The sequence below is a fragment of the Pseudoclavibacter caeni genome (assembly GCF_008831125.1).
GTDB classification, from domain to species: Bacteria; Actinomycetota; Actinomycetes; order Actinomycetales; family Microbacteriaceae; genus Pseudoclavibacter_A; species Pseudoclavibacter_A caeni.
In genome coordinates this window covers 296,106-320,239 of record NZ_WBKA01000003.1, presented here as the reverse complement: position 1 = coordinate 320,239, position 24,134 = coordinate 296,106, and the positions used below count along the sequence as shown (strand labels likewise).

Annotated in this window: 22 protein-coding genes; 15 read left to right on the top strand and 7 right to left on the bottom strand. The window is 72.3% G+C overall.

Annotation, left to right across the window (positions count from 1 at the left end):
• Positions 1-79 precede the first annotated feature (79 nt).
• Positions 80-517, bottom strand: coding sequence for a VanZ family protein (locus F8O02_RS05650; protein WP_158036258.1), 438 nt, complete (start codon positions 515-517; stop codon positions 80-82).
• A gap of 141 nt (positions 518-658) precedes the next feature.
• Between F8O02_RS05650 and F8O02_RS05645 the strand changes: the two genes are divergently transcribed.
• The 5 genes from F8O02_RS05645 (at position 659) to glpK (ending at position 7,985) form a co-directional block, all read left to right on the top strand.
• The gene (locus F8O02_RS05645) at positions 659-2,530 is read left to right on the top strand and encodes a DUF4012 domain-containing protein (RefSeq protein ID WP_179416363.1); all 1,872 of its coding nucleotides are present in this window, start codon (positions 659-661) and stop codon (positions 2,528-2,530) included.
• On the top strand, positions 2,527-3,078 hold the full coding sequence (locus tag F8O02_RS05640; RefSeq protein ID WP_158036256.1) for a YdcF family protein: 552 nt from the start codon (positions 2,527-2,529) through the stop codon (positions 3,076-3,078). Before F8O02_RS05645 ends, F8O02_RS05640 begins: the two co-directional genes overlap by 4 nt.
• 133 nt (positions 3,079-3,211) lie before the next feature.
• The gene (locus F8O02_RS05635) at positions 3,212-4,984 is read left to right on the top strand and encodes a glycerol-3-phosphate dehydrogenase/oxidase (RefSeq protein ID WP_158036255.1); all 1,773 of its coding nucleotides are present in this window, start codon (positions 3,212-3,214) and stop codon (positions 4,982-4,984) included.
• A gap of 152 nt (positions 4,985-5,136) precedes the next feature.
• Positions 5,137-6,378: a serine hydrolase gene (locus tag F8O02_RS05630; RefSeq protein ID WP_179416362.1), complete on the top strand. Its 1,242-nt coding sequence runs from the start codon at positions 5,137-5,139 to the stop codon at positions 6,376-6,378.
• Positions 6,375-7,985 (top strand): glycerol kinase GlpK, encoded by a 1,611-nt coding sequence (glpK, locus tag F8O02_RS05625; RefSeq protein WP_158036253.1) that lies wholly within the window; start codon positions 6,375-6,377, stop codon positions 7,983-7,985. The genes F8O02_RS05630 and glpK overlap by 4 nt, the downstream gene beginning before the upstream one ends.
• A gap of 104 nt (positions 7,986-8,089) precedes the next feature.
• Here glpK and coaA read toward each other — a convergent pair whose 3' ends face one another.
• The gene (gene coaA, locus F8O02_RS05620; protein ID WP_158036252.1) at positions 8,090-9,079 is read right to left on the bottom strand and encodes a type I pantothenate kinase; all 990 of its coding nucleotides are present in this window, start codon (positions 9,077-9,079) and stop codon (positions 8,090-8,092) included.
• Positions 9,080-9,223: 144 nt separating this feature from the next.
• On the opposite strand from coaA, the gene glmS reads away from it, so the two are divergent.
• The 8 genes from glmS (at position 9,224) to F8O02_RS05580 (ending at position 16,569) form a co-directional block, all read left to right on the top strand.
• Positions 9,224-11,071, top strand: coding sequence for a glutamine--fructose-6-phosphate transaminase (isomerizing) (gene glmS / locus F8O02_RS05615; protein WP_158036251.1), 1,848 nt, complete (start codon positions 9,224-9,226; stop codon positions 11,069-11,071).
• Between the two features lie 34 nt (positions 11,072-11,105).
• Entirely contained in the window at positions 11,106-11,483 is a 378-nt protein-coding gene (locus tag F8O02_RS05610; protein ID WP_158036250.1) for a holo-ACP synthase, read from the top strand.
• A 202-nt stretch (positions 11,484-11,685) separates the two neighbouring features.
• Positions 11,686-12,780 carry an alanine racemase gene (gene alr, locus F8O02_RS05605; RefSeq protein ID WP_158036249.1) on the top strand — a complete coding sequence of 365 codons (1,095 nt, stop codon included), beginning with the start codon at positions 11,686-11,688 and terminating at the stop codon, positions 12,778-12,780.
• A gap of 113 nt (positions 12,781-12,893) precedes the next feature.
• Positions 12,894-13,298: a tRNA (adenosine(37)-N6)-threonylcarbamoyltransferase complex ATPase subunit type 1 TsaE gene (gene tsaE, locus F8O02_RS05600; RefSeq protein WP_233448815.1), complete on the top strand. Its 405-nt coding sequence runs from the start codon at positions 12,894-12,896 to the stop codon at positions 13,296-13,298.
• On the top strand, positions 13,295-13,906 hold the full coding sequence (gene tsaB / locus F8O02_RS05595; RefSeq protein ID WP_158036248.1) for a tRNA (adenosine(37)-N6)-threonylcarbamoyltransferase complex dimerization subunit type 1 TsaB: 612 nt from the start codon (positions 13,295-13,297) through the stop codon (positions 13,904-13,906). The genes tsaE and tsaB overlap by 4 nt, the downstream gene beginning before the upstream one ends.
• Complete coding sequence (rimI, locus tag F8O02_RS05590; protein ID WP_225734133.1) at positions 13,903-14,562, top strand: ribosomal protein S18-alanine N-acetyltransferase; 660 nt, start codon at positions 13,903-13,905, stop codon at positions 14,560-14,562. The genes tsaB and rimI overlap by 4 nt, the downstream gene beginning before the upstream one ends.
• Positions 14,546-15,718: a tRNA (adenosine(37)-N6)-threonylcarbamoyltransferase complex transferase subunit TsaD gene (gene tsaD / locus F8O02_RS05585; protein WP_158036247.1), complete on the top strand. Its 1,173-nt coding sequence runs from the start codon at positions 14,546-14,548 to the stop codon at positions 15,716-15,718. Before rimI ends, tsaD begins: the two co-directional genes overlap by 17 nt.
• 89 nt (positions 15,719-15,807) lie before the next feature.
• Positions 15,808-16,569, top strand: coding sequence for a DUF4190 domain-containing protein (locus F8O02_RS05580; RefSeq protein ID WP_158036246.1), 762 nt, complete (start codon positions 15,808-15,810; stop codon positions 16,567-16,569).
• 94 nt (positions 16,570-16,663) lie between these two features.
• Here F8O02_RS05580 and F8O02_RS05575 read toward each other — a convergent pair whose 3' ends face one another.
• Positions 16,664-18,049, bottom strand: a complete 1,386-nt coding sequence (locus F8O02_RS05575; protein WP_158036245.1) for a class I SAM-dependent methyltransferase — start codon at positions 18,047-18,049, stop codon at positions 16,664-16,666.
• Between the two features lie 184 nt (positions 18,050-18,233).
• Here F8O02_RS05575 and groES point away from each other — a divergent pair, with 184 nt between their 5' ends.
• Both groES and F8O02_RS05565 read left to right on the top strand, forming a co-directional pair.
• The gene (gene groES, locus F8O02_RS05570) at positions 18,234-18,527 is read left to right on the top strand and encodes a co-chaperone GroES (protein ID WP_158036244.1); all 294 of its coding nucleotides are present in this window, start codon (positions 18,234-18,236) and stop codon (positions 18,525-18,527) included.
• A 327-nt stretch (positions 18,528-18,854) separates the two neighbouring features.
• Positions 18,855-20,114 carry an ABC transporter substrate-binding protein gene (locus F8O02_RS05565; protein ID WP_158036243.1) on the top strand — a complete coding sequence of 420 codons (1,260 nt, stop codon included), beginning with the start codon at positions 18,855-18,857 and terminating at the stop codon, positions 20,112-20,114.
• A 143-nt stretch (positions 20,115-20,257) separates the two neighbouring features.
• Here F8O02_RS05565 and F8O02_RS05560 read toward each other — a convergent pair whose 3' ends face one another.
• Genes F8O02_RS05560 through F8O02_RS05545 form a run of 4 tightly spaced genes read right to left on the bottom strand, consistent with a single transcriptional unit; the run spans position 20,258 to position 23,882 of the window.
• Complete coding sequence (locus F8O02_RS05560) at positions 20,258-20,995, bottom strand: ABC transporter ATP-binding protein (protein ID WP_158036242.1); 738 nt, start codon at positions 20,993-20,995, stop codon at positions 20,258-20,260.
• A complete protein-coding gene (locus F8O02_RS05555; protein WP_158036241.1) occupies positions 20,992-21,960 on the bottom strand; it encodes an ABC transporter ATP-binding protein in 969 nt (322 codons plus the stop codon). Before F8O02_RS05555 ends, F8O02_RS05560 begins: the two co-directional genes overlap by 4 nt.
• Complete coding sequence (locus F8O02_RS05550) at positions 21,953-22,927, bottom strand: branched-chain amino acid ABC transporter permease (RefSeq protein ID WP_158036240.1); 975 nt, start codon at positions 22,925-22,927, stop codon at positions 21,953-21,955. Before F8O02_RS05550 ends, F8O02_RS05555 begins: the two co-directional genes overlap by 8 nt.
• 10 nt (positions 22,928-22,937) lie before the next feature.
• Entirely contained in the window at positions 22,938-23,882 is a 945-nt protein-coding gene (locus tag F8O02_RS05545) for a branched-chain amino acid ABC transporter permease (RefSeq protein WP_158036239.1), read from the bottom strand.
• Positions 23,883-24,134: the final 252 nt, after the last annotated feature.

Below are 24,134 nucleotides of genomic sequence, written 5' to 3'. Positions count from 1 at the left end.
ACTTGCAGTCACTGCAATGTCAAGTGCGGCGATTCGTCGCCGCAGGGGCGCGGGCCCGTCCGCGGAGAAGCTCGTCCGGTCACCGGCGGCGCAGCAGCAGCGAGGCCGCGGCGCCGAGCAGTGCGCCGGTCGTGTTCATCGCCACATCGTCCAATGTCGCGAAGCGTGCGGGCAGCAGGAGCAGCTGGGCCGTCTCGATGGCGCCGGAGACGGCTAGGCCGGTCAGTGCCGCGATCCACCAGCGCCGGCGGGGCAGCAGCAGAGCGACGAACAGGCCGAGCGGGACGAAGAGCACGACGTTCGCGGACCGCTCGACGAAGGCATAGTCGAACATCCCGGGCAGGCCGTGGGCGTGCAGCCAGGTCAGAGCCGATTCGAGCGCCGGGTCGACGCCGCGGTCCACCGGGGACGGCCAGAACGCCACAGCGGTCAGCAGCAGGGCATAGCCGACCAGCGCGGCGGTCGGCCACAGGGAGCGGCGCCCACCGCCGGCGCGATGCCGAAGCCGGACGTTCATCGAACCAGTCTACGGTCGCCGGCCGCGAATCTGTCGCAGGGCCCTCGGGGTGCGACCGGCTGCGTGGTGGCTGCGACCGGGTCGGTGTGACCACGCCCGGTGGGGTGTGGCCTCGATCGCGGCATGGGTACGCTGGAGGGCATGACCCATGCGCTCGAGACCGACGCCATGCCCCATCCCCGCCGCGATCGTCGTGATCGCCGTGCGCGACGGACGCGGCGTCGCTGGCCGTGGATCATCCTGGCCGTGGTGGTCGTCCTCATCGCCGCGCTGGTCGTGATCGGAGTGCAGGTCGTCCGGCACGCGTTCGCCACCCGCGACGACCTGCAGCAGGCGAAGGCCCAGCTCTCGCTCGTGGGCGACCGTTATCAGAGCGGCGACAGGTCCGGGGCACAGCACGCCTATGACCAGGCGCGGGCGCTGGCCGGCTCCGCGCGTGACGAGACCTCGGGGGTGTCCTGGACGATCGGCACGGCCGCCCCGGCGCTGGGGGCGAACCTCGCGGCGGTGCGCACCGTCGCCGACCAGACTGCGGGGCTGCTCGACGACGCCGCACCGCTGGCCGGGCGGATCCTCGCGATGGACCCGGACCAGCTTGTGCACGACGGAGCGCTCGACATGGACGGACTTGAGACGATCATCGACGACCTGCCGGCGCTCGACACTCGGCTTAGCGACGCCAGGGACGAGCTCGACGCCATCGACACCGACCCGCTGATCTCACAGGTCGGCGACGGGGTCGGCGAGCTGCGCGACCAGATCGACGGGCTGCAGCCGACCGTCCGCCAGGCGGCCTCGCTCGGCAGCCTGCTGCCCGGGGTGCTCGGCGCGGACGGGCCGAAGAACTACCTGCTGCTCTTCCAGAACAACGCCGAGGTGCGCTCGCTCGGCGGCAACCCCGCCTCGCTGATGCTGCTGCGGGTCGAGGACGGCCGGCTCGAGATCGCCGATCAGAAGGACAGCGGCAGCTTCAACAACAACTACGGCGGCGCCCACCCGAACGCGATCGCCGAGCTGCCGGACGGCGCCTACAGCGTGTTCGTCCCGAACGTGTCGCGCTTCGAGATGGACATGACCGGGTTTCCCGACCTGCCGGCCGTGGCGGCCATGGCGAAGGGCTGGTGGACGGAGGCCGGCGGCACCGCGCAGATCGACGGCGTGCTCACCTTCGACCCCGTGGGGCTGAGCTACCTGCTGCGCGCCACCGGCCCGGTCACCATGCCGAACGGCGACGTGCTCACCAGTGACAACGTCGTCAAGACCGTGCTCAGCGACGTCTACGCGCGCTATCCGCTGCCGGCCGCGCAGGACGCCTACTTCGCCTCCGCCGCGGCGAGCGTGTTCAACGCGCTCACCACACAGAAAGTCGACTCCGGCGAGATGATCGCTGCACTCAGCCAGTCCATCGACGAGCGGCGGCTGCTGTTCTGGAGCGCCGACGCACAGGTGCAGCAGGCGCTCTCCGTCAGCCCGGAGCTGCAGGGGGTGATCCCCGACGACGGCAGCGGCGATGACGGCGCCACCCGCATGGCGGTGTACCTGTGGGACACGACGGGATCGAAGATCGACTACCACGTGACGAGCAGCGACGTGGCCCGCCGGTACACCTGCAGCGCCGACGGCTCGACGACCTACACCGTGGACGTCACGCTCACCTCGACGATCACGCCCGAGGAAGCCCAGCAGCTGCCCGAGTACGTGCTGCCGGACGGCCCCAAGTCGAATCAGCGGTTCGGCACCGACATCTACGCCTTCGGGCCGAGCGGCAGCCGGTTCACCGGGATGGAGGTGCTCAGGGGAGGGCTTGAGCAGAGCGTCTCCCAGCAGGGCGAGACCCTCGGGCGCCCCGGGGTGCGGGTGGTGACACAGATGGCGTTCGGCACCACGACGACCGTGCGGCTCACGTTCGTCGCCGACGGCGTCCAGGACGAGTCACCGCTCGACCTGCTCACCACTCCGATGGTGCACCCGGTCGAGGCCTCCACGGAGACCCTCGACCACTGTGCATCGTGACGGCACGGGAGCGGCTGTCACGCGGGCCGCGCCGCATCCTCGCCGCACTCGCCGTCCTCATCGCCGCCTGGCTCGCCGTGATGACGCCGGTGCTCATGTTCCCCCGGGTGGACGTGCCCGAGCACGCCGACGCCGTCCTCGTGCTCGGCCCGCCCGCCCAGTGGCGTGTCGAGCGGGCGCTCGCCATGACCGGCGACGGGGTGACCGACACCGTGGTGATCTCACGGGCCGCAGACCAGACGGTGCGGGTGTGTGACGACCCGCCCGCGGGGGTGACGGTCATCTGCTTCACCCCCGACCCGTTCACCACGCAGGGGGAGGCCCGCGCGCTCGCGGCGCTCGCCGACGAGCGCGGCTGGGACGACGTCGCGGTGATCACGATGACCCCGCACGTGACGCGCACCCGGCTGGTCATGCAGCGCTGCCTGCCAGACGACACCGTGCAGGTGTACGGCGAGAACCACCTCTCGGCCGGGGAATGGGCGTACAACTACGTCTACCAGACCGGGGCGTATCTCAAGGCGTTCCTCGTGACGACGGGGTGTTAAGGCCCTCACCGGATCTGCTCGGAGCGCGACCGACTGCAGCGGGCCGTCGCCGGCGTCTCGTAGACTGGCCGGGCACGGTGGCGCCAGAAGGCGCTCCGGGATCCCCGGGGCGCTCACGGAAGGGGTGAAGCGCATGACCGGGATCCTCGACTCCACGACCCGCGAGCAGGCGATCGAGACCGTCAGCGATTCGCCGGTCGACGTGCTCGTCGTCGGCGGGGGTGTGACCGGCGCGGGCATCGCGCTCGATGCGGCGACCCGGGGGCTGCGGGTCGCGGTCGTGGAGGCTGAGGACTGGGCGTCAGGCACCTCCAGCTGGTCGAGCAAGCTGCTGCACGGTGGGCTGCGGTATCTCGAGATGCTCGACCTCTCGCTCGTGCACGAGGCGATCCTTGAGCGCAACCTCCTGCTGCGCACGATCGCCCCACACCTGGCGGTGCCGGTGCCGTTCGTCTACCCGCTCCATCACCCGGTCGGGGAGCGCGCCTACGTCGGCGCCGGGGTCACCCTGTACGACGCGCTGGCCTGGCTCGGCGGCACGCCCGCGGTGCCCGGGCACCGTCATCTGTCGCGGGCGGGGGTGCATGAGCTGTTGCCCGGGCTCGCCGCGGAGCGCCTCGCCGGCGGCATCCGCTACTACGACGCGCGCATCGACGACGCCCGCCTCGTGGTCACACTCGTGCGCACCGCCGCGCACTTCGGCGCCCGGGCGATCAGCCGCGCCGAGGTGACCGGGTACGTCACCGACGACTTCGACCGGGTGCGCGGCGCCCGCATCCTCGACCGGGAGTCGGGGCGCACGTTCACCGTGCGCGCGAAGCATGTGATCAACGCCACCGGCGTGTGGACCGAACGCACCGAGGCGCTCTCCGGCACGAGCGGCGGGCTGCGCGTGCTCGCCTCCAAGGGCGTGCACATCACCGTGCCCCGCACGCGCATCCCCGGTCGCGCCGGGGTGATCTCGCGCACGGAGAAGAGCGTGCTGTTCATGATCCCCTGGAAGGATCTGTGGATCATCGGCACCACCGACACCCCGTACGAGGGCGACCTCGCCCGGCCTGTCGCGACCGAGGCGGACGTGTCGTACCTGCTCGCCCACGTCAACGCGCTGCTGTCCGACCCGATCGACCGGTCGGACGTGGTGGGCGTCTACGCCGGCCTGCGCCCGCTGCTGCAGCCCGGTACGAAGGCAGGCACCGCATCCACGAAGGTCTCCCGCGAGCACACGATCGCCTCCCCGGTGCTCGGGCTCACCGTGATCGCCGGTGGCAAGCTCACCACCTACCGGGTGATGGCGGAGGACGCCGTCGACTTCGCCCTCGGCCCGAAGGCCCGGCGCCGCCCCTCGCGCACCCGGCACACCCCGCTGCTCGGGGCCCGTGGGCTGGACGCGCTGGTCGCCCGCCGCGGCGAGATCGCGCGCGTGCACGGCTGGCCGATGTGGCGGGTCAACCGGCTCGTCAACCGCTACGGCACCGAGCTGTACACGCTGCTCGCGCTCATCGGGGACGAGCCCGAGCTCGGCGAGGAGCTGCCCGGCGCCCCCGGCTACCTCCAGGTGGAGGTCGTCCACGCGGTCACCGCAGAGGGAGCGCTGCACCTCGACGACGTGATGGAACGGCGGCTGCGGCTGAGCATCGAGCTGCCCGGCCGGGGTGAGGCCGCACTCGAGGCCGTCGCCGACCTCGTCGCCGCCCAGCTCGGCTGGAGCGCCGGGCGGCGGGCGGCCGAGGTGGCCGCCTACCGCGTCGCCCGCGCACACACCGGGGTCGCCACAGACGATCCGGCGGCCGCAGCCGAGGGCGCGATCTCGTCTGAGGCGACGGCCCAGAGCACTCCCACCGGCCGGGGCGGAGGCGCGGATGCGGCGGATCCCGACGCCGAGAACGGGGACGGCGCACGGTGAGTCAGCGTGCAGACGTCGCGTCGCCCAGGTCAGGGCCGGTCCGCATGGGATCCGCCGGCCGCGTCCACCCCGGGTTGCGCCCGCCGGGTTCCCCGACATTCCTCCCGGCCGTTCTCGTGACGCTCCTGCTCACGCTCCTCGCTTCCGTCACCATGGCGACCGACGCGATGGCGACCCCGTCATCTCGACCGGCGGCCGGCGTCCGCACCGTCGCTGTCGGCTCCGCGGACGCCGCCGCCGACCTGCAGGCCGTGCTCGACGCGCAGGTGGCCGACGCCGCGGCGCGGGGCGTCACCATGCGGATCGCGGTGACTGACCTGGACGGCGCGGTGGCCGGCGTGGGCATCTCCCAGTCCTCCGGGGACGGCGGCCGGGTGGCGGCCGCGAGCACCATCAAGGTCGCGCTCGCCGCGTACGTGCTCGACGGGGTCGACCGGGGCAGCTGGACGCTGCAGACGCCGGTGACGGTGCCGGCCGATGACGTCGTCGGCGGCTCCGGCACGCTCGGCGGTCAGGCCGCCGGCCGGCGGTATCCGCTCGAGCAGCTGCTGCGTCTGATGATCACCGTCAGCGACAATACCGCGGCCAACGCGCTCATCGACCTGGTCGGCGGGTTCGACCCGGTCAACGCCTGGCTCGTCGAGCACGGTTTCGACGCCGACGAGCTGCACCTCGGCCGCAAGATGATCCTGCCCCACGCCGCGGACGCCGAGAACTGGATCAGCGCCGACCAGGCCGTCCGGCTGCTCGCCGCGATCCACGACCACACCCTCGTCTCGGTCGAGTCCAGCGAGCGGCTGATCGACCTGATGCGCGACCAGACGGTGCGCACGAAGCTCGGCGCGGTGATCCCACACGACCTGTTGGCCGACAAGACGGGGGAGAACACCGGGGTGAGCCACGACATCGGCTACCTGCTCGTGCCCGGCCGCACGGTCGCCATCGCCGTGCTCACCGGCTACGACGGCGCGGGCGCGGATGCTGCGAACAGCACGGTGCAGCGTGCCGGCGCCGCGGTGCTCGCCCTGCTCCAGGGGCTGCCCGAGGCGAGTGCGCAGCCCAGCACGTCACCGAGCCCCACGACTGCGCCCGCGCCGGCGGCCTCCACCACCCCGTCCGGCCCGGCCGTGGCGGAGACGGCCGCGGCGTCCCCGCAGCGTGATGCGCTCTCCGGGGGCGATCTGGCCGTTCTCGTCGCGCTCACCGGCGGTGCGGCGGGGCTCGCCGTCGCCGGGCTCGTGCTGCGCGCCCGCGCTCGTCGGCGGCGCGCGGCGGCCGAGCGGGGGCACACCCCGGTCGTGGTCCAGCGGCTCGGGGCTGCGACGGGGGCCGAGAACCCGACCGAGACCGGGACGGTGCCGTGGCCGGCGGATGAGGGGAGGAAACCCCGATGAGCGCAGCGCGGACGAGACCCGACGGGACGGCCACCCCGGCCGGCGAGTGGCACGGCGGGGAGTGCCTGATCGCCGTCGACCAGGGCACCACGAGCACCCGGGCGATCGCCCATGACCTCGCCGGACGGCAGATCGCGGTCGCCCAGCTCGAGCACGACCAGATCCTGCCCCGTCCGGGCTGGGTGCAGCAGAGCGCCGCCCAGATCTGGGGCAACACCCGGGCAGTGCTCATCACCGTCATGGAGCGGCTCGCCGAGCGAGGGCGTCCCCGCCCGCTGGCGGTCGGCATCACCGACCAGCGCGAGACGACTGTGCTGTGGGATCCCACGACCGGCGTGCCCGTGCACGACGCGATCGTGTGGCAGGACACCCGCACCCAGCCGTTCGTCGACGCGCTCGCCGACCGGGTCGGCGTCGACGCGCTGCGGCGCACGACGGGGCTGCCACTGCATCCGTACTTCTCGGCGACGAAGATCGCCTGGCTGCTCGAGCACGTCGACGGTGCGGCGGACGCGGCCCGCGCCGGTCGGCTGCTCGCCGGCACGATGGACACGTGGGTGCTGTGGAACCTCACCGGCGGGGCCCGCGGCCGGCGCACGGTGCACGCCACGGATGTGACGAACGCGTCGCGCACACTGCTGTTCGACATCACCCGGCTCGACTGGGACGACCGGGCGCTCGACCTGTTCGGAGTGCCGCGGGCGCTGCTGCCCGCGGTGCACCCGAGCGTGCACGCGTACGGCCGGGTCGACGCCCGGGCGGCGGGGCTGCCCGGCGTTCTCGACGGGGTGCCGGTCACCGGGGTGATCGGCGACCAGCAGTCCGCCGCGCTCGGTCAGGGCGCCACCCGCCCCGGCGACGCGAAGAACACCTATGGCACCGGCAGCTTCCTGCTCGTCAACACGGGTGACCGGCCCGTGTTCGGGCGGTCGGCGGCCGGGGACGACGGCCCCGACGCCGGCGCCCCGGCGGGTGGGCTGCTCACCACGATCGCCTTCCGGCAGGAGGGGAGCCCCGCCGCCTACGCGCTGGAGGGATCGATCCCGGTGACCGGGTCACTCGTGCAGTGGCTGCGCGACGGGCTGGGCCTGATCGACCATGCGGCGGATGTGGAGGCCCTCGCCCGCACGGTGCCCGACGCGGCCGGGGTGACCATCGTGCCCGCGTTCTCCGGGCTGTACGCCCCGTGGTGGCGTCCGGACGCCCGCGGTGTGATCACCGGGCTCACCCGGTACGTGACCCGCGGACACCTCGCCCGGGCCGCGCTGGAGGCGATCGCCCACCAGTGCGCCGACGTCATCGAGGCCAGCGGGCTCGAGATCGCCGAGCTGCGCGTCGACGGCGGGGCCAGCCGCAACGACCTGCTCATGCAGATCCAGGCGGATCTGCTCGGCGTGCCGGTGCAACGTCTCGACACCGCCGAGACCACCGCCCTGGGCGCCGCCTGCGCGGCGGGGATCGGGGCCGGCGTGTGGCGCGACGTCGACGAGACGCGCCGCCTCACCGTGCTCGGCGACCGGTTCGAGCCCGCGATCGACGATGTGGCCCGCCGTGCGGCCCGCGACCGCTGGCGGGACGCGGTGCCGCGCAGCCTCGGCCTCGCCTGACCGGGGTCGCCGACACTGTCGGGAGCCCCGGGCGTCGCATGCGCTCAGCGTCCAGGGCCGCGCGCATCCGCCGGGTGCGATGGCCGCTGCGCTGCAAGGGGGGCTCACAGCTTGCGCAGCAGCACCCGGTTGACGGTGTGGTCGCTCGCCTTCTCGAGGATGAGATCGGCGCGCATGCGGGTGCGGGCGATGTTCTCGCGCAGATTCGGCAGGTTCACGCTCGTCCAGATGCGCTCGGCGATGCCGCGGGCCTCGGCCGGGCGCAGCCCCGCGTACTTGCGGAAGTACGCGTCCGGCTGCTCGAACGCACCGGCCTGCAGCTTCAGGAACCGGTCGACGTACCAGCGTTCGATGTCGCTCGTGCGGGCGTCGACGTAGATGCCGAAGTCGAGGAAGTCGCTCACCGCCGCCTGCGCGCTGTCACTCGGCGTCTGCAGCACGTTGAGCCCCTCGAACACGAGCACCTGGGGGCGGCGCACCACGATCTCCTCGTCGGGCACGATGTCGTAGCGCACATGTGAGTACACGGGCGCGCGCACCTCGGCCGCACCGCTCTTGACCTGGCTGAGGAAGCGCAGCAGCCCCCGGCGGTCGTACGACTCGGGGAACCCCTTGCGGGCGAGCAGACCGCGCCGCTCGAGCTCGGCGTTCGGCATCAGGAACCCGTCGGTGGTGACCAGCTGCACGCTGTCGATCTCATCCCACCGGGAGAGCAGCTCGCGTAGCAGCCGGGCCACGGTCGACTTGCCGACGGCGACCGATCCGGCCACGCCGATCACGAACGGGGTGCGGCCGCCGCTGGTGTGCAGGAAGCGCTGGAGGCGGCGGTCGAGGCCGCGGCGGTTGACCACGAAGTTCTTCATCAGCAGGGTCAGCGGCAGGTACACCTCCGCCACCTCGCGCAGGTCCAGCGGGTCGCCGAGACTGCGCAGCCGGCGCACGTCGTCCATCGTCAGCGGGTTCGGCACCCGCGGGGCGAGCTCGGACCACGTGTCGCGCGAGATCTGCCAGAACGGGGAGGGGCGGGTGCACCGCTCATCGTCGTGCAGCGGATCGAACGCGTCTTCGTCCAGCTCGGCGTCATCGACAGGCATGGGCTCCATCATGCCGCACGGGCCGCCCGCCGCGCACATCCGGTCTCCGTCGGCTGTCGGAGTCGTCGTCGTGGCCGTGGCGACCTCGGCACCCGGGCCCGCACCGCTCAGGACGCCGCGGTCGCGTGCTCTAGACTCTCCAGCATGTGCGGAATCGTTGGATACGTCGGCCCCGGTGACACTCTCGACGTGCTGCTGGGCGGCCTGAAGCGCCTTGAGTACCGCGGCTACGACTCCGCCGGGGTCGCGGTCGTCTCCGACGACGGCGTCCTCGGCGTGCGCAAGCGCGCCGGGAAGCTCGACAACCTGATCCAGGCGCTGCACGACGAGCCGCTGCCGGTCGGGCACACCGGCATCGGCCACACCCGCTGGGCCACCCACGGCGGGCCCACCGACCTCAACGCACACCCGCAGCTCGGCGACGACGGCCGTCTCGCCGTCATCCACAACGGCATCATCGAGAACTTCGCCGCGCTCAAGCAGGAGCTCGCCGACGAGGGGTTCACCTTCGTCTCCGAGACCGACACCGAGGTCGCCGCGGTGCTGCTCGGTCGGGAATACCGGCGCACCGGCGACCTCTACCAGGCCTTCCTCGCCACCGTGCAGCGACTCAAGGGCGCCTTCACCCTCCTCGCCGTCCACCAGGACGAGCCCGGTCGGGTCATCGGCGCCCGGCGTAACTCCCCGCTGGTGATCGGCCGCGGCGAGGGCGAGAACTTCCTCGCCTCCGACGTCGCCGCGTTCGTCGCACACACCACTCACGCGTACGCGATCGGGCAGGACCAGATCGCCGTCATCACCGCCGACGACATCACCGTGACCGACTTCGCCGGCCAGCCCGTCGAGCCCGAGCCGTTCGAGGTCGCCTGGGACGCCTCCGCGGCGGAGAAGGGCGGCTGGAAGAGTTTCATGGCCAAGGAGATCGCCGAGGAGCCCGAGGCCGTGGCCGACACGCTGCGCGGCCGCACGGCGGACGGCCGGGTCATCCTCGATCTCGGTGCGATCGACGAGGCACTGCTCGCCCGCATCGAGCGGATCATCCTCGTCGCCTGCGGCACCGCGTCATACGCCGGTCAGACCGCCGCATACGCGCTGCAGCAGTGGACACGGGTGCCGGTGACCGTGGAGCTCTCCCACGAGTTCCGCTACCGCGACCCGGTGCTCGACGACCGCGTCCTCGTCATCTCCATCTCACAGTCGGGGGAGACGATGGACACGCTCATGGCGACCCGCTGGGCGCACGATCAGGGCGCGGCGACGCTGTCGATCTGCAACACGCAGGGCGCGACGATCCCCCGCGAGTCCGACGGCGTGCTGTACACCCATGCCGGCCCCGAGGTCGCGGTCGCCTCCACCAAGGCGTTCCTCGCCCAGATCGCCGCCCTGTACCTGTTCGGCCTGCAGCTGGCCCAGGTGCGCGGCACGATGGGCGACGACGCGATCGCCCGCGTCGTCGCCCGGCTGCACGCCGTGCCCGACGCGATCCGCGAGGCGATCACCGCCAGCGAGTGTGTCCCCACGATCGCCCACTGGATGGCCGACACCCGCGCCGTGCTCTTCCTCGGCCGCCACGTGGACTACCCGGTCGCCCTTGAGGGCGCGCTCAAGCTGAAGGAGCTCGCCTACATCCAGGCCGAGGGGTTCGCTGCCGGCGAGCTCAAGCACGGGCCGATCGCGCTCATCGAGCCGGGCCTGCCCGTCTTCGTCCTTGTGCCGAGCCCGCGCGACCAGCCGCTGCTGCACGCGAAGGTGATCTCGAACATCCAGGAGATCCGCGCCCGTGGCGCCCGCGTCCTCGCCGTCGCCGAGAAGGGCGACACGGCGGTGCTGCCTTTCGCCGACGAGGTGATCGCTCTGCCGCTCGTCCACCAGCTGATGCGCCCGTTCGTCACCGTCGTGCCACTGCAGACCTTCGCGATGGAGCTCGCCGAGGCGAAGGGCCTCGACGTCGACCAGCCTCGCAACCTCGCGAAGTCCGTCACCGTCGAGTGACCACGATGCGGGGCAGGGCTGCGGGGGAGCGCGCATGATCGCGGGCGTCGGTGTGGACGCGGTGGACCTCGACCGGTTCGCCCGGACCCTTGCTCGCACCCCGACGCTGCGCGAGCGGCTGTTCGCCCCGGCCGAGCTCCGGCTGCGGCCGCCGCTGCGCGACGAGCAGCTCGCCGCCCGGTTCGCCGTCAAAGAGGCCCTGATCAAGGCCCTCGGCGGGGGCGTGCCGGGGTTCCGCTTCCGAGACGTCGCCACCCTCCCGGGCCCTCATGGGGCGCCTCGGCTCGAGCTCGCCGGGGCCGTCTCCGACCACGTGCACGCACGGGGTCTGCGCCTGCACGTCTCGCTCACCCACGACCGGCCGGTCGCGGTGGCCGTCGTGATCGCGGAGAAGGCGGACGCACCGGCCTGACCGGTCTCGGCCGTGCCGGCCGCGCACGGCCGAGGAACGCTGCGGAGGCGGAACCACTTCTGCGCCAGAAAGACCGGGCCGACCACGTTCGCGCCAGCAGACGGCGCGTTCGTGGTCGGTGGGGGGAGAGGATGGCGCATTCGTGGTCGGCCGTCCGGGCGAACCCCGGCCGTCTGCCCGCGGCGGGTGCACAATAGAGGGCATGACCTCTCTGCAGGAGGTGCGCGTCGACCTGGACGCGTACCGGCGCAATCTCGACACGTTCCTCGCCCGGGTCGCCCCCGCCCGGGTGCTCGCGGTGCTCAAGGCCGACGCCTACGGGCACGGCGCCGTCACGCTCGGCCGCGTCGCCGACCGCACGGACGTGTCGTATCTCGGGGTCGTCACCCTCGACGAGGCGCTGCGGCTGAGGGACGCCGGCATCACCAAGCCCGTGCTCGCCTGGCTACACCTGCCGGGCGTCGACTTCCGCGACGCCGCCCGCGCCGACATCACCCTGGGGCTCTCCACCGCCGAGCAGCTCGAGGCCGCCGCGGACGCCGGCGCGCGTCGCGTGCACCTCGTGTTCGACACCGGCCTCGGCCGCAACGGCGCCCGCCCCGAGCAGTGGCCGGCGTTCCTCGAGACCGCGGCCCGTCTGCGCGACGCGGGCCGGCTCGAGATCGAGGGCGCCATGTCGCACCTGTCGAACACCACGCCGAAGGACGACACCACCCAGCTGCGGCAGTTCGACGCGGCGCTCGCCGCCGCCGCCCGTCTCGGCATCGAGCCGCCGCTGCGACACATCGCCGCGACCCAGGTCGCCTGGGATCGCCCCGAGGCCCGCTACGACATGGTGCGCATCGGCATCGGCTCGTTCGGGCTCTCCCCGGACGCGCGCTCGAGCGCCGACCTCGGCCTCGCGCCCGTGATGCGCATCGCCACGCGCGTGGCCAACGTCAAGCGGGTGCCCGCCGGCACGCCGGTCAGCTACGGCTACCTGTGGCGGGCGCCGCGCGAGACCACGCTCGCTCTCGTGCCGTTCGGGTACGCGGATGGTCTGCCGCGCCCGACAGAGGGCGGCTGGATGCTCGTCGGCGGACGCCGCTGCCCGCTCGTCGGCCGGGTTGCCATGGACCAGTGCGTCGTCGACTGCGGCGACGCCCCGGTCGCGATCGGCGACGAGGTCGTCGTGCTCGGCGACCCCGCCCGCGGAGAGCCCGGCGCGGAGGTCTGGGCCGAGGCCGCGGGCACCATCACCTACGAGATCGTCACGCGCATCGGCGGCCGTCCCGCCCGCGTGGCCGTGGGCGGGTGAGCGGGATGGCCGCGGCGGAGGACGCCGCATCCGGGGACGGCGGACGCACGCTCGCCCAGCTCGAGAACGTCGACGAGACCCGGCTGGCCGCGCTCGGCCGACGTCTCGGCGGCATGCTGCGCGCTGGCGACCTGATCATCCTCGACGGGCCGCTCGGCGCGGGCAAGACGACGCTGACCCGCTCGATCGGCGCGGGACTCGGCGTGCGCGGGCCGGTCACCAGCCCGACGTTCGTGCTCGCGCGCACCCATCCCTCGCTCGTCGGTGGCGCACCGCTCGTGCACGTCGACGCGTACCGGCTGCGCAGCGGACTCGAACTCGACGATCTCGACCTCGACGTCGAGGGGGCGGTCACCATCGTCGAGTGGGGGCACGACTGGGCCCGGCTGCTCGCCGACGACTGGGTCGAGATCGCCCTGACCCCGACCAGCGGCACCACCCGCACCGTGACGGTCACCGCCCACGGGGCCGGGGGCGCGGACGGCCTCGCCACCCGGGTAGAATCGCAGCTCGTATGATCGTCCTCGCCATCGACACCTCCGCCGGCACCAGCGTCGCCGCGCTCTGCGACGGTACCCCCGTGGCGGTGTCCGATGACCAGAACCCCCGCGGCCACGCCGAGGCGGTCGGCCGGCTCGTCGCCCGCACGCTCGACGCCGCCGAGATCGCCCCAGCCGATGTGGATCTCGTCGTCGTGGGCGTCGGCCCCGGCCCGTTCACCGGGCTGCGCGTCGGCATCGCGGCCGGCGTGGGGTTCGCGGCCGGCGCCGGCTGTCCCGTCGTGGGCGTGCCGAGCCATGATGCCGTCGCCCTTGACGCGCTCGCCCCCGCCGAGCCGTGCGACATCAGTGTCGCCACCGACGCCCGCCGCCACGAGGTGTTCGTTACTGACTACGATCGGCTCGACGAGCACGGTATCCCGCACCAGACCAGACCCGCGCGCACCGAGCCGCAGGACTGGCCGGAGCACAGCGATCGCGTCGTCGTCTCGCCCAGCATCCCCGCGCTCGGGCTGGGGCGCATCGCCTGGCTGCGCCACCGGGCAGGCTTGTCGCAGCGCGACACCGCGCCCATCTACGTGCGCCAGCCCGACGTCGGCCGTGCCCGGCCGAAGCGCGTGCTGTGAACGCCGCGACCCCGCGCGTGGCACGGGCCGACGACCTGGAGGCGATCTCCCGCATCGAGGCGGCGAGCTTCCCTGAGGATCCCTGGACGCGCTCGATGCTCGCCGAGACCCTCGCCAATGCCGACAGCCCCGTCTTCGTCGTCGAGGACGCGGCGGCCGGTGCCGTCGGGTTCGCCGCGGTGCTCGCCGCCCGGGGCGCCGGCGAGGCCGACGTGCTCACGATCGCCGTCGACCCCGACGCCCGCGGGCGGGGAGTCGGGCGGACGCTGCTGCGCCGGCTCGCCCGTGCCGCCCGTGATCGCGGGGCGCACCTGCTGTTCCTCGAGGTGCGTGCCGGCAACGCCCCGGCACGCGCGCTGTACGAGAGCGAGGGCTTCACCGAGATCGGGGTGCGCCCCCACTACTACCGGCCCGACGGGGAGGACGCGGTCGTCATGCGTCTCGACCTGCACCGGTGGGAGCGTGAGCTCGGCGGGGACGCGGCGGCCAACACGGCCGTCCGGGCTTGGCACGTGGACGTGGCGGGCGCCCCCGACCGGCACCCTGTCGCATCGCGGCACGGCGCGGGGATGGCGGATGCGGCAGACTGGAGCGGACGCGACGGGGCACCGGCCCCGCAGGCGAGAGGAGGCGCCGCTGATGGCGACGCGCACTGAGACGGACCGGACGGGAGACGCCCCTCGGAACGACGGGCGTGGCCCCCTCGTCCTCGGCATCGAGAGCTCGTGCGACGAGACGGGCGTGGGCATCGTTCGGGGCACGACCCTGCTGGCCAACACGGTCGCCTCGTCCATGGACGAGCACGCCCGATTCGGCGGCGTCGTGCCCGAGGTCGCCGCTCGCGCGCACGTGCAGGCGTTCGGCCCCGCCCTACACCAAGCGCTCGCCGAGGCCGACATCACCATGGCCGACGTCGACGCGATCGCGGTCACCAGCGGGCCCGGCCTCGCCGGCGCGCTCATGGTCGGCATCTCCGCCGCGAAGGGGCTCGCGCTCGGCAGCGGGAAGCCCCTGTACGCGGTCAACCACCTGGTCGGTCACGTCGGCGCCGAGATCCTCGACAGCGGGCGGCTGCAGACGCCGACCGTCGCCCTGCTCGTCAGCGGTGGACACACCTCGCTGCTGCTCGTGCGCGACCTCGTCGACGACGTCGTGCTGCTGGGCGAGACGATCGACGACGCCGCGGGCGAGGCGTTCGACAAAGTGGCCCGGCTGCTCGGCCTCGGCTACCCGGGCGGCCCCCGCATCCAGCGCGCCGCCGAGGACGGCGACCCCACCGCGATCCGGTTCCCCCGCGGGCTCTCCTCGGCGAAGGGCATGCGCGCGCATCCGTACGACTTCTCGTTCTCCGGGCTGAAGACCGCGGTGGCCCGCTGGGTGTCGCAGGCCGAGGCAGCCGCGGCGGGCGGCGTCCCTGGCAGCGTCGGCGGCGACGTCGCCGACACCGCCGCGGCGGCCGAGCGGGCCGGTCTGCCGGTGGCGGACATCGCCGCGAGCTTCCAGGACGCGGTCGTGGACGTCCTGATCACCAAGGCGCTGCGGGCCTGCGCCGATCTCGGCGTGCCCCGGCTGCTGCTCGGCGGCGGCGTCATCGCCAACGCCCGACTGCGCGAGGTGGCCGCCGAACGGTGTGCCAGAGCGGGCGTCACGCTGCGCATTCCGAAGCTGTCGCTGTGCACGGACAACGGAGCGATGATCGCCTCGCTCGGCGCGCAGCTCGTGCTCGCCGGGAAGCCGCCGACCGGACTCGACTTCGGGCCGGACTCGTCGCTGCCGGTGACCGACACGTACGTCGCCCCGCGGGCGGACTGACCAGATCGGGGCGGGCCTCGTCGAGGTCTGGCACGCGCCGCGCCGTCGCATCGGGCCCGTGCACAGACGCACCGGCTAGACTCGCTGCGATGAACGACGACAGCACCACCCCAGCCGGATCGAACGCCGATCAGGGCGATCGCCCGGATCTCTCCCGTCCGCGCCCCGCGCCGAAGTACGGGCTGTACGCGCCCGGGTATGGCCCTGAGGGCCAGGCCGCACGGGCAGCCGAGTCGGGTGCGGCGGCCGGGCCCGCCGCATCCCCGGTCTCGGCCGCGAACGGCGCCATCCCGGCCGGCGCCGCCACGGGACAGGGCGACGCGTCAGGCGCGCCGTCAGGCATCGGCCAGACCTATGACCCGAGCCGGTACGTCTCCGCCGCGTCCGGTGCAGATCCACGGGTCGGCGAGTCCTATGGGGCCGCGCAGCATGGCGTCCAGCAGCCGGGGGAATGGCCGTCGGGCCCTGTGCCCTCGCCGCGCTACGACCAGTCCTCCGGGCCGATGCTGCCCGCAGGCCAGCGCACCGATGGAGTCTCCGTCGCAAGCCTCGTGCTCGGCATCTTCTCCGTGGTGACCTTCCTGCAGCTGTTCGGGCTGCCGGGCATCGCCGCGATCGTCTGCGGGCACATCGGTCTGCGCCGCACCCGTCGCACGGGCGCGCAGGGGCGGGGCATGGCCCTGGCCGGGCTCGTGATGGGGTACATCACGGCGATCATCGGCCTGTTGCTCCTCGTGCTGGCCGTCGTGCTCGTGGTGATCCTGCTCAACGACCCCACGGCATTCGACGGCGTGCTGCCGCCGGACCAGCTGCAGCAGCTGAACCAGGAGTTCGACGAGTTCCAGGCCTGACCCCGACGTCCCATCCTGACGGGTATCGCGTCGCGTCGGCGGGCGCGTCCCGTCTGTGGGGATCGTCCCGCCGGGGCGTGCCCGACCGCGCCGCTCAGTCGCGCACGGCGAGCACGGCGACGTGCCGGCCCGCGGCCCGGGTGACGATCACGACGAGCTCGTCGGCGCGCATCCCGGCGGCGGGATCGGCCGCTGTCGCCGCCGGCTCGGGTCGATCCGTGCGCGCCGCGGTGCCCGTCCCGCCCGTCCGCCCCGCCTCGCGGACGGCGACCCTCGAGAGGTCCCGGGCGAGGGCGGCGGGGTCCAGGTCGGCGCCGCGCTTCTTCACCGTGACCCGTCTGGCGCCGAGCGGGCCGGCCAGCTCGCGCACGGCCCGACGCAGCGTCCGCCGGTCGAACGGCAGCGTGCGCAGGACGCGATGGCGGCGCAGGAACGGATCGTCAACAGGCGGCGCCCCCGCCGCGTCCGACAGCCAGGCGATCGTCGGGTCGATCGTGTGCAGCCCGTGCCGCCGGGCGAGGGTGCCGAGGGCGCGGGCGCGGATCGCCGCGCCGTCCGGCTCGTACAGGTGCGCGCCGACCGGGCCGACCATGGGGTCTGCCCCCTCGGCGACCACCCGGTGCCAGCCGGTCTCGTCATGGCGCAGGGCGCTGCGGCGGCCGAGCGCCTCGGCGAGCGGGCCGGACCACAGGGCGACCTCGACGACCGCGCCCCGGTCGGAGACCCACTCGGCCTCGAGCCCGGCCGGCACGAGCTCGTGCGGCAGTCCGGGGCCGAGCTTGATGCCGGTCGGCCAGCGGTCCGCGACGTCGAACGCCCAGTCGAGGGCGGGGGAGAACTCGTCCGGATTCCATGTGCGCCGGGTGCCGCCGCGTTCGTGGACGCGCCTGGCCGGGTCCAGGAACACGGCGCCCCGACGCGGGGCCGCCGCACCGCTGGAGGCCGTGGCGGCCGGCTCGGCGCTCGCGGCGCCGTCTGCCAGCCCAGCCGGGCCGAGCTCCGCGACGAGGTCGACGTCCTCGGCGCGGCCCTCGCGCACGACGACGCCGGGCCACACGGCCAGGTTCCAGGCCGCCAGCGCGGCGGTGACCGGGTCCGCGTCCACCGCGAGCACCCCCAGCCCGGCCGCGGCGAAGGCGAGGGAGTCGACGCCGAGTCCGCAGCCGAGGTCGGCGACCCGCGTGATCCCGGCCCGTCGCATCCGCCCGGCGTGTGCCGCGGCGACGACAAGCCGTGTGGCCTGCTGCACCCCGTCGTCGGTGAGCAGCATCCGGTCGGCGGCCGGGCCGATCCGCTCTCGCATCCGCCGGCGCAGGCGCAGCTGGGTGATGAGTGCGGCGATCAGCGCCGGGTCATGGCCCTTGCGGTGGAGCCTCGTCGACAGCGTGAGCGCGTCTGCGTCATCGGCGGGCTCGTGCAGTGCCCCGAGCAGGGCGAGCGCGTCGGGTGTGAGCAGTCTGCGCGCGTCATCCGGGGTCATCCGCCGATTATCCCACGCCGGCCGGGCGCGTTCCGCGCGGCCGGGTGTCGGGTCTGGGGACGCGATTAGCACTCCGCTTGCACGAGTGCTAACTCGTGGCTACAGTTCTTTATGCACCCACCGGGGTGCCTCAGATTGTGTTCATCCAGTCCAGAAGCGCTGGACGAGAAGGAAGAGGTCACAAGTGTCGGTTTCCATCAAGCCACTCGAGGATCGTGTCGTCGTCAAGCTGGTCGCGCAGGAGCAGACCACCGAGTCGGGGCTGGTCATCCCCGACACCGCCAAGGAGAAGCCGAGCACCGCGGAGATCGTGGCGGTCGGCCCGGGGCGCGTCGACGACAACGGCAATCGCGTGCCGGTCGACGTCAAGGTGGGCGACAAGGTCCTCTTCAGCAAGTACGGCGGCACCGAGGTCAAGCTCGGCAGCGAGGAGTACCTCGTGCTGTCGGCCCGCGACCTGCTTGCCGTGGTCGACTGACTCAGGTGATCCGGGCTGCTGGCCCGACGACGAGGGGCGTGCGCATCAGGCACACGCCCCTCGTCGCGTCTGCGGCGGCCCGCGGTCGCGGCGCCGGGGCGGTCTGAGCGGTCGGCGGCGTCCCCGGCGGTGCCGTCCCGCGCGTCGCGAGGACGGCGGGCGGTCGTCGCGACGGAGGCAGACCCCTGTCACGTCCGCCTCGCCAAGTGCTGTGAGCCTGCTGCGAAACGCCTGCGAAACATCCGGACACACTGATGAAATCCGGGTTCCGTACGGTCAGAAAACGACACGGGTGCACGACCCGGGTCGAAGGAAGCAGGAGCAGACATGACACGCAGTCCCATTCCCCAGAAGAAGGGCTCGGCGTTCGCGCGCCGCAGCGCACAGCTCGTCGCGGTCGGCGTGGTCGCCGCAGTCGCGCTCACCGGATGCGCGAAGTCGTCCGGTGGCAGCGGCAGCGGTGACAGCGGCACGCTGAACATGGGGGCGGTGTTCCCCCAGACCGGCACCCTGTCGTTCATGGCGCCGACGCTGACCGCGGGCTTCGAGCTCGCGGCGGACGACATCAACAAGGCCGATGCGGGCATCACCGTGAACACCGAGGTGAAGGACGAGGGCGACTCCACCACGGACACGGCGCTGACCGCGGCGAAGTCGCTGATCGAGAAGGACTCGGTTATCATCGGCGCCGCCTCCTCGGCCGCCTCGAAGAACATCATCCCGACGGTGACGAAGCGGCAGGTCGTGGAGATCTCGCCGTCGAACACCTCGCCGGACTTCACGACCATCGACGACAACGGCGGCTACTACTGGCGCACCGCGCCCTCCGACCTGCTGCAGGGCAAGAGCCTGGGCGGCCAGATCATCAAGGATGGCGCCAAGAAGGTGTCGATCATCTACCAGAACGACACCTACGGCTCGGGGCTGAAGGACGCGGTCAAGAACGCCGTCGAGGCGGGCGGCGCCACCGTCGAGGAGGTCTCGTTCGACCCGGCGGCCAAGGACATCTCGTCTGAGACGCAGAAGGCGATCGCCGACGATCCGGACGCCCTGGTCGCGATCTCGTTCGACCAGTTCAAGGGCATGGTGCAGACGTTGCAGACCGCTGGCTTTGACTTCTCGAAGCTGTACGGCACCGACGGCAACAACGGCATCATGAAGGAGGGCGACATTTCTATCAAGGGGGCGACGTTCTCGCAGCCCGGCCCGTACGAGGGGCTCGACGACTTCCTCAACCGTGTGAAGGAGAAAGCGGGGCAGGATCTCACCTCGACCGTGTACGCCCCGGAGGTCTACGACGCGACGATCGTCGCCGCGCTCGCCGCGCTCCAGGGTGGTGCCACCGACGGCACCACGATCAAGGACAACCTGCAGTCGGTCTCCGCGGATGGCACGAAGTGCACCTCGTTCGAGGAGTGCGCGAAGCTGGTCAAGGACGGCACCGACATCGACTACGACGGGTTCTCCGGCCCGATCGATTTCGATGACAACGGCGACGTGACGAAGGCCACGATCTCGTTCTACAAGGTCTCGGACGCGTCGAACAAGACCTCGTTCGAGCGCCAGGAGGAGGTCACGGCCGACTGACGCCACGGCGCGTCGCACGGTTGATCGCGAGCGGGCGGTTCCCGGGGTTCTCCCGGGGCCGCCCGCTCGTCCGTGTCTGCGGCGGGGACGGCCCGGCATCCGTCCGTGGCCCGGATGGTCAGGCGCGGTGCCGGTGTGGGGGCTCAGCCGGCGGTGTGGTCCTCGGCGAGCGTGCCAAGATACAGGCGCACGACCTCCGGATCCTCCAGCAGCTGGTGCCCCGGGCCGACGTAGGCGTCGCGCCCCTGGTCGAGCACGTACCCACGGTCGCAGATCTGCAGCGCGCGCCGGGCGTTCTGCTCGACGATGAGCACACTCACCCCGGCCGCGTTGATGCGGGCGACGTTGAGGAACGTCTCGTCCTGACGGACGGGGGAGAGGCCGGCCGAGGGCTCGTCGAGCAGCAGCACCTGCGGGTCCATCATGAGGGCCCGGGACATCGCGACCATCTGTCGCTCACCGCCGGAGAGGCCGCCGGCGCGCTGGCCAAGCCGTGAGGCGAGCTCCGGGAACAGCCCGGCGACGAACTCGAGCCGCTCGCCGAACAGGCGCGGGTTCTGATAGCAGCCCATCTCGAGGTTCTCGCGGATGGTCAGCCGCGGGAAGACGTTCTCGGTCTGCGGCACGAAGCCGACACCGGCGCTCACGAGCCGGTCGGGCTTCATCCCGGTGATGTCGCGGCCATCGAGGGTGATCGTGCCCGAGCGCACGTTCACGAGGCCGAAGATCGCCTTCAGCAGGGTCGACTTGCCGGCCCCGTTCGGGCCGATGATGCCCACGAGCTCGCCGCGGTCGACGTGGACGCTGCAGCCGTTGAGGATGTTCACCCCGGGCAGGTAGCCGGCGACCAGATCGGTCGTCTCCAGAACGTGGTCGCTCATCGGTCCTCCTCATGCGTGGCGTGGGCGGTGGCGCGCACCGCCCCCGTGGCCGCGGGACGGGGTACCCCGCGCTCGGCGCGGATCTCCGCGACCAGCTCGCCGAGATCACGGTCGCGGTTCGAGCCGAGGTAGGCGTCGACGACCGCGGGGTCGTTCATGACCACGGCGGGCACGCCCTCGGCGACGACACGCCCCTCGGCCATCACGACCACCCAGTCGGCGATCGCCTGCACCATGTGCATGTCGTGCTCGACGAACAGCACGGTCATGCCCTGCTCCCGCAGCCGCACGATGTGCCCCAGCAGCGACTGGGTCAGCGCGGGGTTCACCCCGGCCATCGGCTCGTCGAGCATCACGAACTGCGGGTCGCTCATCAGCGCCCGGGCCATCTCGAGCAGCTTTCGCTGCCCGCCGCTGAGCGAGGCGGCATAGTCGTCGCGCTTGCCGTCGAGCAGGAACGTCTCGAGCAGACCCATCGCCTTCTCCTCGATGGCGCGCTCCTGCGCCCGCCACAGCGGTGGGAACAGCGCCCGCCACAGGCTCTCGCCGCGCTGGTCGCGCGCGCCGAGCTTCATGTTCTCGAGCACGCTGAGCATCGCCAGCGACTTCGTCAACTGGAAGGTGCGCACCTGGCCCAGCCGCGACACCTTGAACGAGGGGATTCCGGCGAGACTCGTGCCATCGAACGACCACTCGCCGGAGTCCGGGTGGTCGAACCCGCTCAGCAGGTTGAACAGGGTGGTCTTGCCGGCCCCATTGGGGCCGATCAGCGCGGTGATCACCCCGCGGGGGATCTCGAGGTGCTCGACGTCGACGGCGGTCACACCGCCGAACGATCGGGTGATGCCGTCGGCGATCACGATGGGGTCGGTCTTGGCGCAGCCGGGGCCGATGACGCCGGACGCGATCGGTTCGGTCGCGCGCCCGGTGGCGGTGCCGGGTGTGGCGGGTCTGGGGTCAGACATTGAAGTACACCTCCGACTTCTTTCCGAACAGACCCTGGGGCCTGAAGATTACGAGCAGCATGAGGGCGATGCCGACGAGGATGAAGCGCACCTGCCCGCCCTGCACGCCGGTGATGGGCAGCAGCTGTTCGCTGACGAGCAGCGAGATGAGCCCGTCGGTGGCGACCAGGACGAACCAGAAGATCATGGAGCCGACGATCGGGCCGAGCACGGTGGCCGCGCCGCCGAGCAGCATGATCGTCCACAGGAAGAAGGTCGTCTGGGTGCCGAAGTTGTCTGGCTGCACCGAGCGGGGCAGCACGAAGATCATGCCGCCAAGACCGCCGAGCACGCCGCCGAGCAGCAGCACCTGCATCTTGTATGCGAAGACGTTCTTGCCGAGGGAGCGCACCGCGTCCTCGTCCTCTCGGATGGCCTTGACGACCCGCCCCCACGGGCTGTGCACGAGCCGCCAGACGAGCAGCGCGCACAGGGCCACGACGATCCAGGCGAAGACCATCGTCCACAGGTCCTCCTCGGTGTACGTCAGCGGGCCGATCGCGTACAGGCCGACGGGGAAGGGGTTGAACGACTGGAAGTCGTCTGCGCCGCTGTCCATGCCGGCCGAGCCACCGGTCAGCCACGACAGCTCCGGGGTCTTGGCGACGAGACGGATGATCTCGGCGGCAGCGATCGTGACGATGCTCAGGTAGTCGGCGCGCAGCCGCAGGGTGGGGATGCCGAGCAGCAGGCCGAAGACCATCGCGCCGGCGATGGCTGCGAGCAGTCCGACGATGAACGGCATGTGGAACGTGTTCGACAGGATCGCGAACGCGTACCCGCCGACGGCCATGAACCCGGCCTGTCCGAAGTTCAGCAGTCCGGTGTAGCCGAAGTGCAGGGTCAGGCCGAGCGCCGCGAGGGCGTATGCCGCGGTGGTGGGGGAGATGACCTCCCCGAGCGCCTGGACGATGAACGAGAAATCCATGATGCCCCTCTCAGCCGATTCGCTCCGGCCGCCCCAGGATCCCCTGGGGGCGGACAAGCAGCACGATGATCATGATCACGAGGGCGGTGACGAACTTGAGGCTGCCCGGCAGGAACAGGCTCGAGACGTTGACGGCGATGCCGATGATGAGGGCACCGACGAGCGCCCCGTAGGCGGTGCCGAGGCCGCCGAGCACGACCGACGCGAAGATGAGCAGCAGCACCGACGCGCCGGTGTCCCACTGCTGGGTCTGGTAGAAGGCGAGCAGCACGCCGGCGACCGCCGCGAGCGCCGTGCCGCCCGTCCACACGACGCGGATGATGCGGTTGACGTCGATGCCGGAGGCCGCAGCGAGGGCGGGGTTGTCGGCGACTGCGCGAGTCGCCTTGCCGATCCGGGAGCGGGTGAGCAGCAGCGCCGTGGCCACCAGCAGGGCCACCGCGATGAGCGAGCCCAGCACATCCCACATCCGCAGACGCACCCCTCCGACGACGAGCCAGGCATCGCTGGAGACCGGCAGCACGATGCGGTCGGGGCCGAAGAGGAAGGCGTACAGGTAGCGCAGCACCAGGGAGAGACCGATGCTGACGATCATCAGTGGGATCACGCCGACCCGACGGCGGCGCAGTGGACGCCACAGCAGGGCGTCCTGCACCCAGCCGAACAGGCCGCCGACGATGAACGCCAGCAGCACCGCGGCCCAGGCGGGCAGGGCTGCGGAGCCCATCGCGACGACGGCGACGAACCCGCCGAAGGTGACCAGGTCGCCGTGGGCGAAGTTGTTCAGTCTGGTGGTGCCGTAGATGAGCGAGACACCGATCGAGGCGAGGGCGAGGATGAGCCCGTAGATCACCCCGGAGACGAGACTCGGGGCGAGCTGGTCAGCGAGGAAGCCGCCGTCGGCGAGCGTGAGCGCGTCGGGCGCCGGTGCGGGGAGCGCTGCGGTCAGGACCATGCCGGAAGCCTTTCTGGTCGCCGGCGCACGCAGTGGACGCACGCCCCCGGCGGCGGACGGCGCGCCCGCCGGCGGTGGCTCGCAGGCTACCCGGCCTATGTGTCAGCTGTGTTACGCGGTGGGCCGGGGCGGGCGGGTCATGACACCCGGCTCGGACGCGCCCGGGCCGGGTGTGCCAGCGGGCGCATGATGACGTCGCGCCCGTCGCATCCGGCCGCGGCGTGGTGCGACCGCCGGCGCGATACACTTGTG

Excerpts from the sequence above, each read along its gene's own strand:
- F8O02_RS05650 (WP_158036258.1), bottom strand. The coding sequence starts at position 517 with ATGAACGTCCGGCTTCGGCATCGCGCCGGCGGTGGGCGCCGCTCCCTG.
- F8O02_RS05645 (WP_179416363.1), top strand. The coding sequence starts at position 659 with ATGACCCATGCGCTCGAGACCGACGCCATGCCCCATCCCCGCCGCGAT.
- F8O02_RS05635 (WP_158036255.1), top strand. The coding sequence starts at position 3,212 with ATGACCGGGATCCTCGACTCCACGACCCGCGAGCAGGCGATCGAGACC.
- F8O02_RS05630 (WP_179416362.1), top strand. The coding sequence starts at position 5,137 with ATGGCGACCGACGCGATGGCGACCCCGTCATCTCGACCGGCGGCCGGC.
- glpK (WP_158036253.1), top strand. The coding sequence starts at position 6,375 with ATGAGCGCAGCGCGGACGAGACCCGACGGGACGGCCACCCCGGCCGGC.
- coaA (WP_158036252.1), bottom strand. The coding sequence starts at position 9,079 with ATGCCTGTCGATGACGCCGAGCTGGACGAAGACGCGTTCGATCCGCTG.
- glmS (WP_158036251.1), top strand. The coding sequence starts at position 9,224 with ATGTGCGGAATCGTTGGATACGTCGGCCCCGGTGACACTCTCGACGTG.
- F8O02_RS05610 (WP_158036250.1), top strand. The coding sequence starts at position 11,106 with ATGATCGCGGGCGTCGGTGTGGACGCGGTGGACCTCGACCGGTTCGCC.
- alr (WP_158036249.1), top strand. The coding sequence starts at position 11,686 with ATGACCTCTCTGCAGGAGGTGCGCGTCGACCTGGACGCGTACCGGCGC.
- tsaE (WP_233448815.1), top strand. The coding sequence starts at position 12,894 with ATGCTGCGCGCTGGCGACCTGATCATCCTCGACGGGCCGCTCGGCGCG.
- tsaB (WP_158036248.1), top strand. The coding sequence starts at position 13,295 with ATGATCGTCCTCGCCATCGACACCTCCGCCGGCACCAGCGTCGCCGCG.
- tsaD (WP_158036247.1), top strand. The coding sequence starts at position 14,546 with ATGGCGACGCGCACTGAGACGGACCGGACGGGAGACGCCCCTCGGAAC.
- F8O02_RS05580 (WP_158036246.1), top strand. The coding sequence starts at position 15,808 with ATGAACGACGACAGCACCACCCCAGCCGGATCGAACGCCGATCAGGGC.
- F8O02_RS05575 (WP_158036245.1), bottom strand. The coding sequence starts at position 18,049 with ATGACCCCGGATGACGCGCGCAGACTGCTCACACCCGACGCGCTCGCC.
- F8O02_RS05565 (WP_158036243.1), top strand. The coding sequence starts at position 18,855 with ATGACACGCAGTCCCATTCCCCAGAAGAAGGGCTCGGCGTTCGCGCGC.
- F8O02_RS05560 (WP_158036242.1), bottom strand. The coding sequence starts at position 20,995 with ATGAGCGACCACGTTCTGGAGACGACCGATCTGGTCGCCGGCTACCTG.
- F8O02_RS05555 (WP_158036241.1), bottom strand. The coding sequence starts at position 21,960 with ATGTCTGACCCCAGACCCGCCACACCCGGCACCGCCACCGGGCGCGCG.
- F8O02_RS05550 (WP_158036240.1), bottom strand. The coding sequence starts at position 22,927 with ATGGATTTCTCGTTCATCGTCCAGGCGCTCGGGGAGGTCATCTCCCCC.
- F8O02_RS05545 (WP_158036239.1), bottom strand. The coding sequence starts at position 23,882 with ATGGTCCTGACCGCAGCGCTCCCCGCACCGGCGCCCGACGCGCTCACG.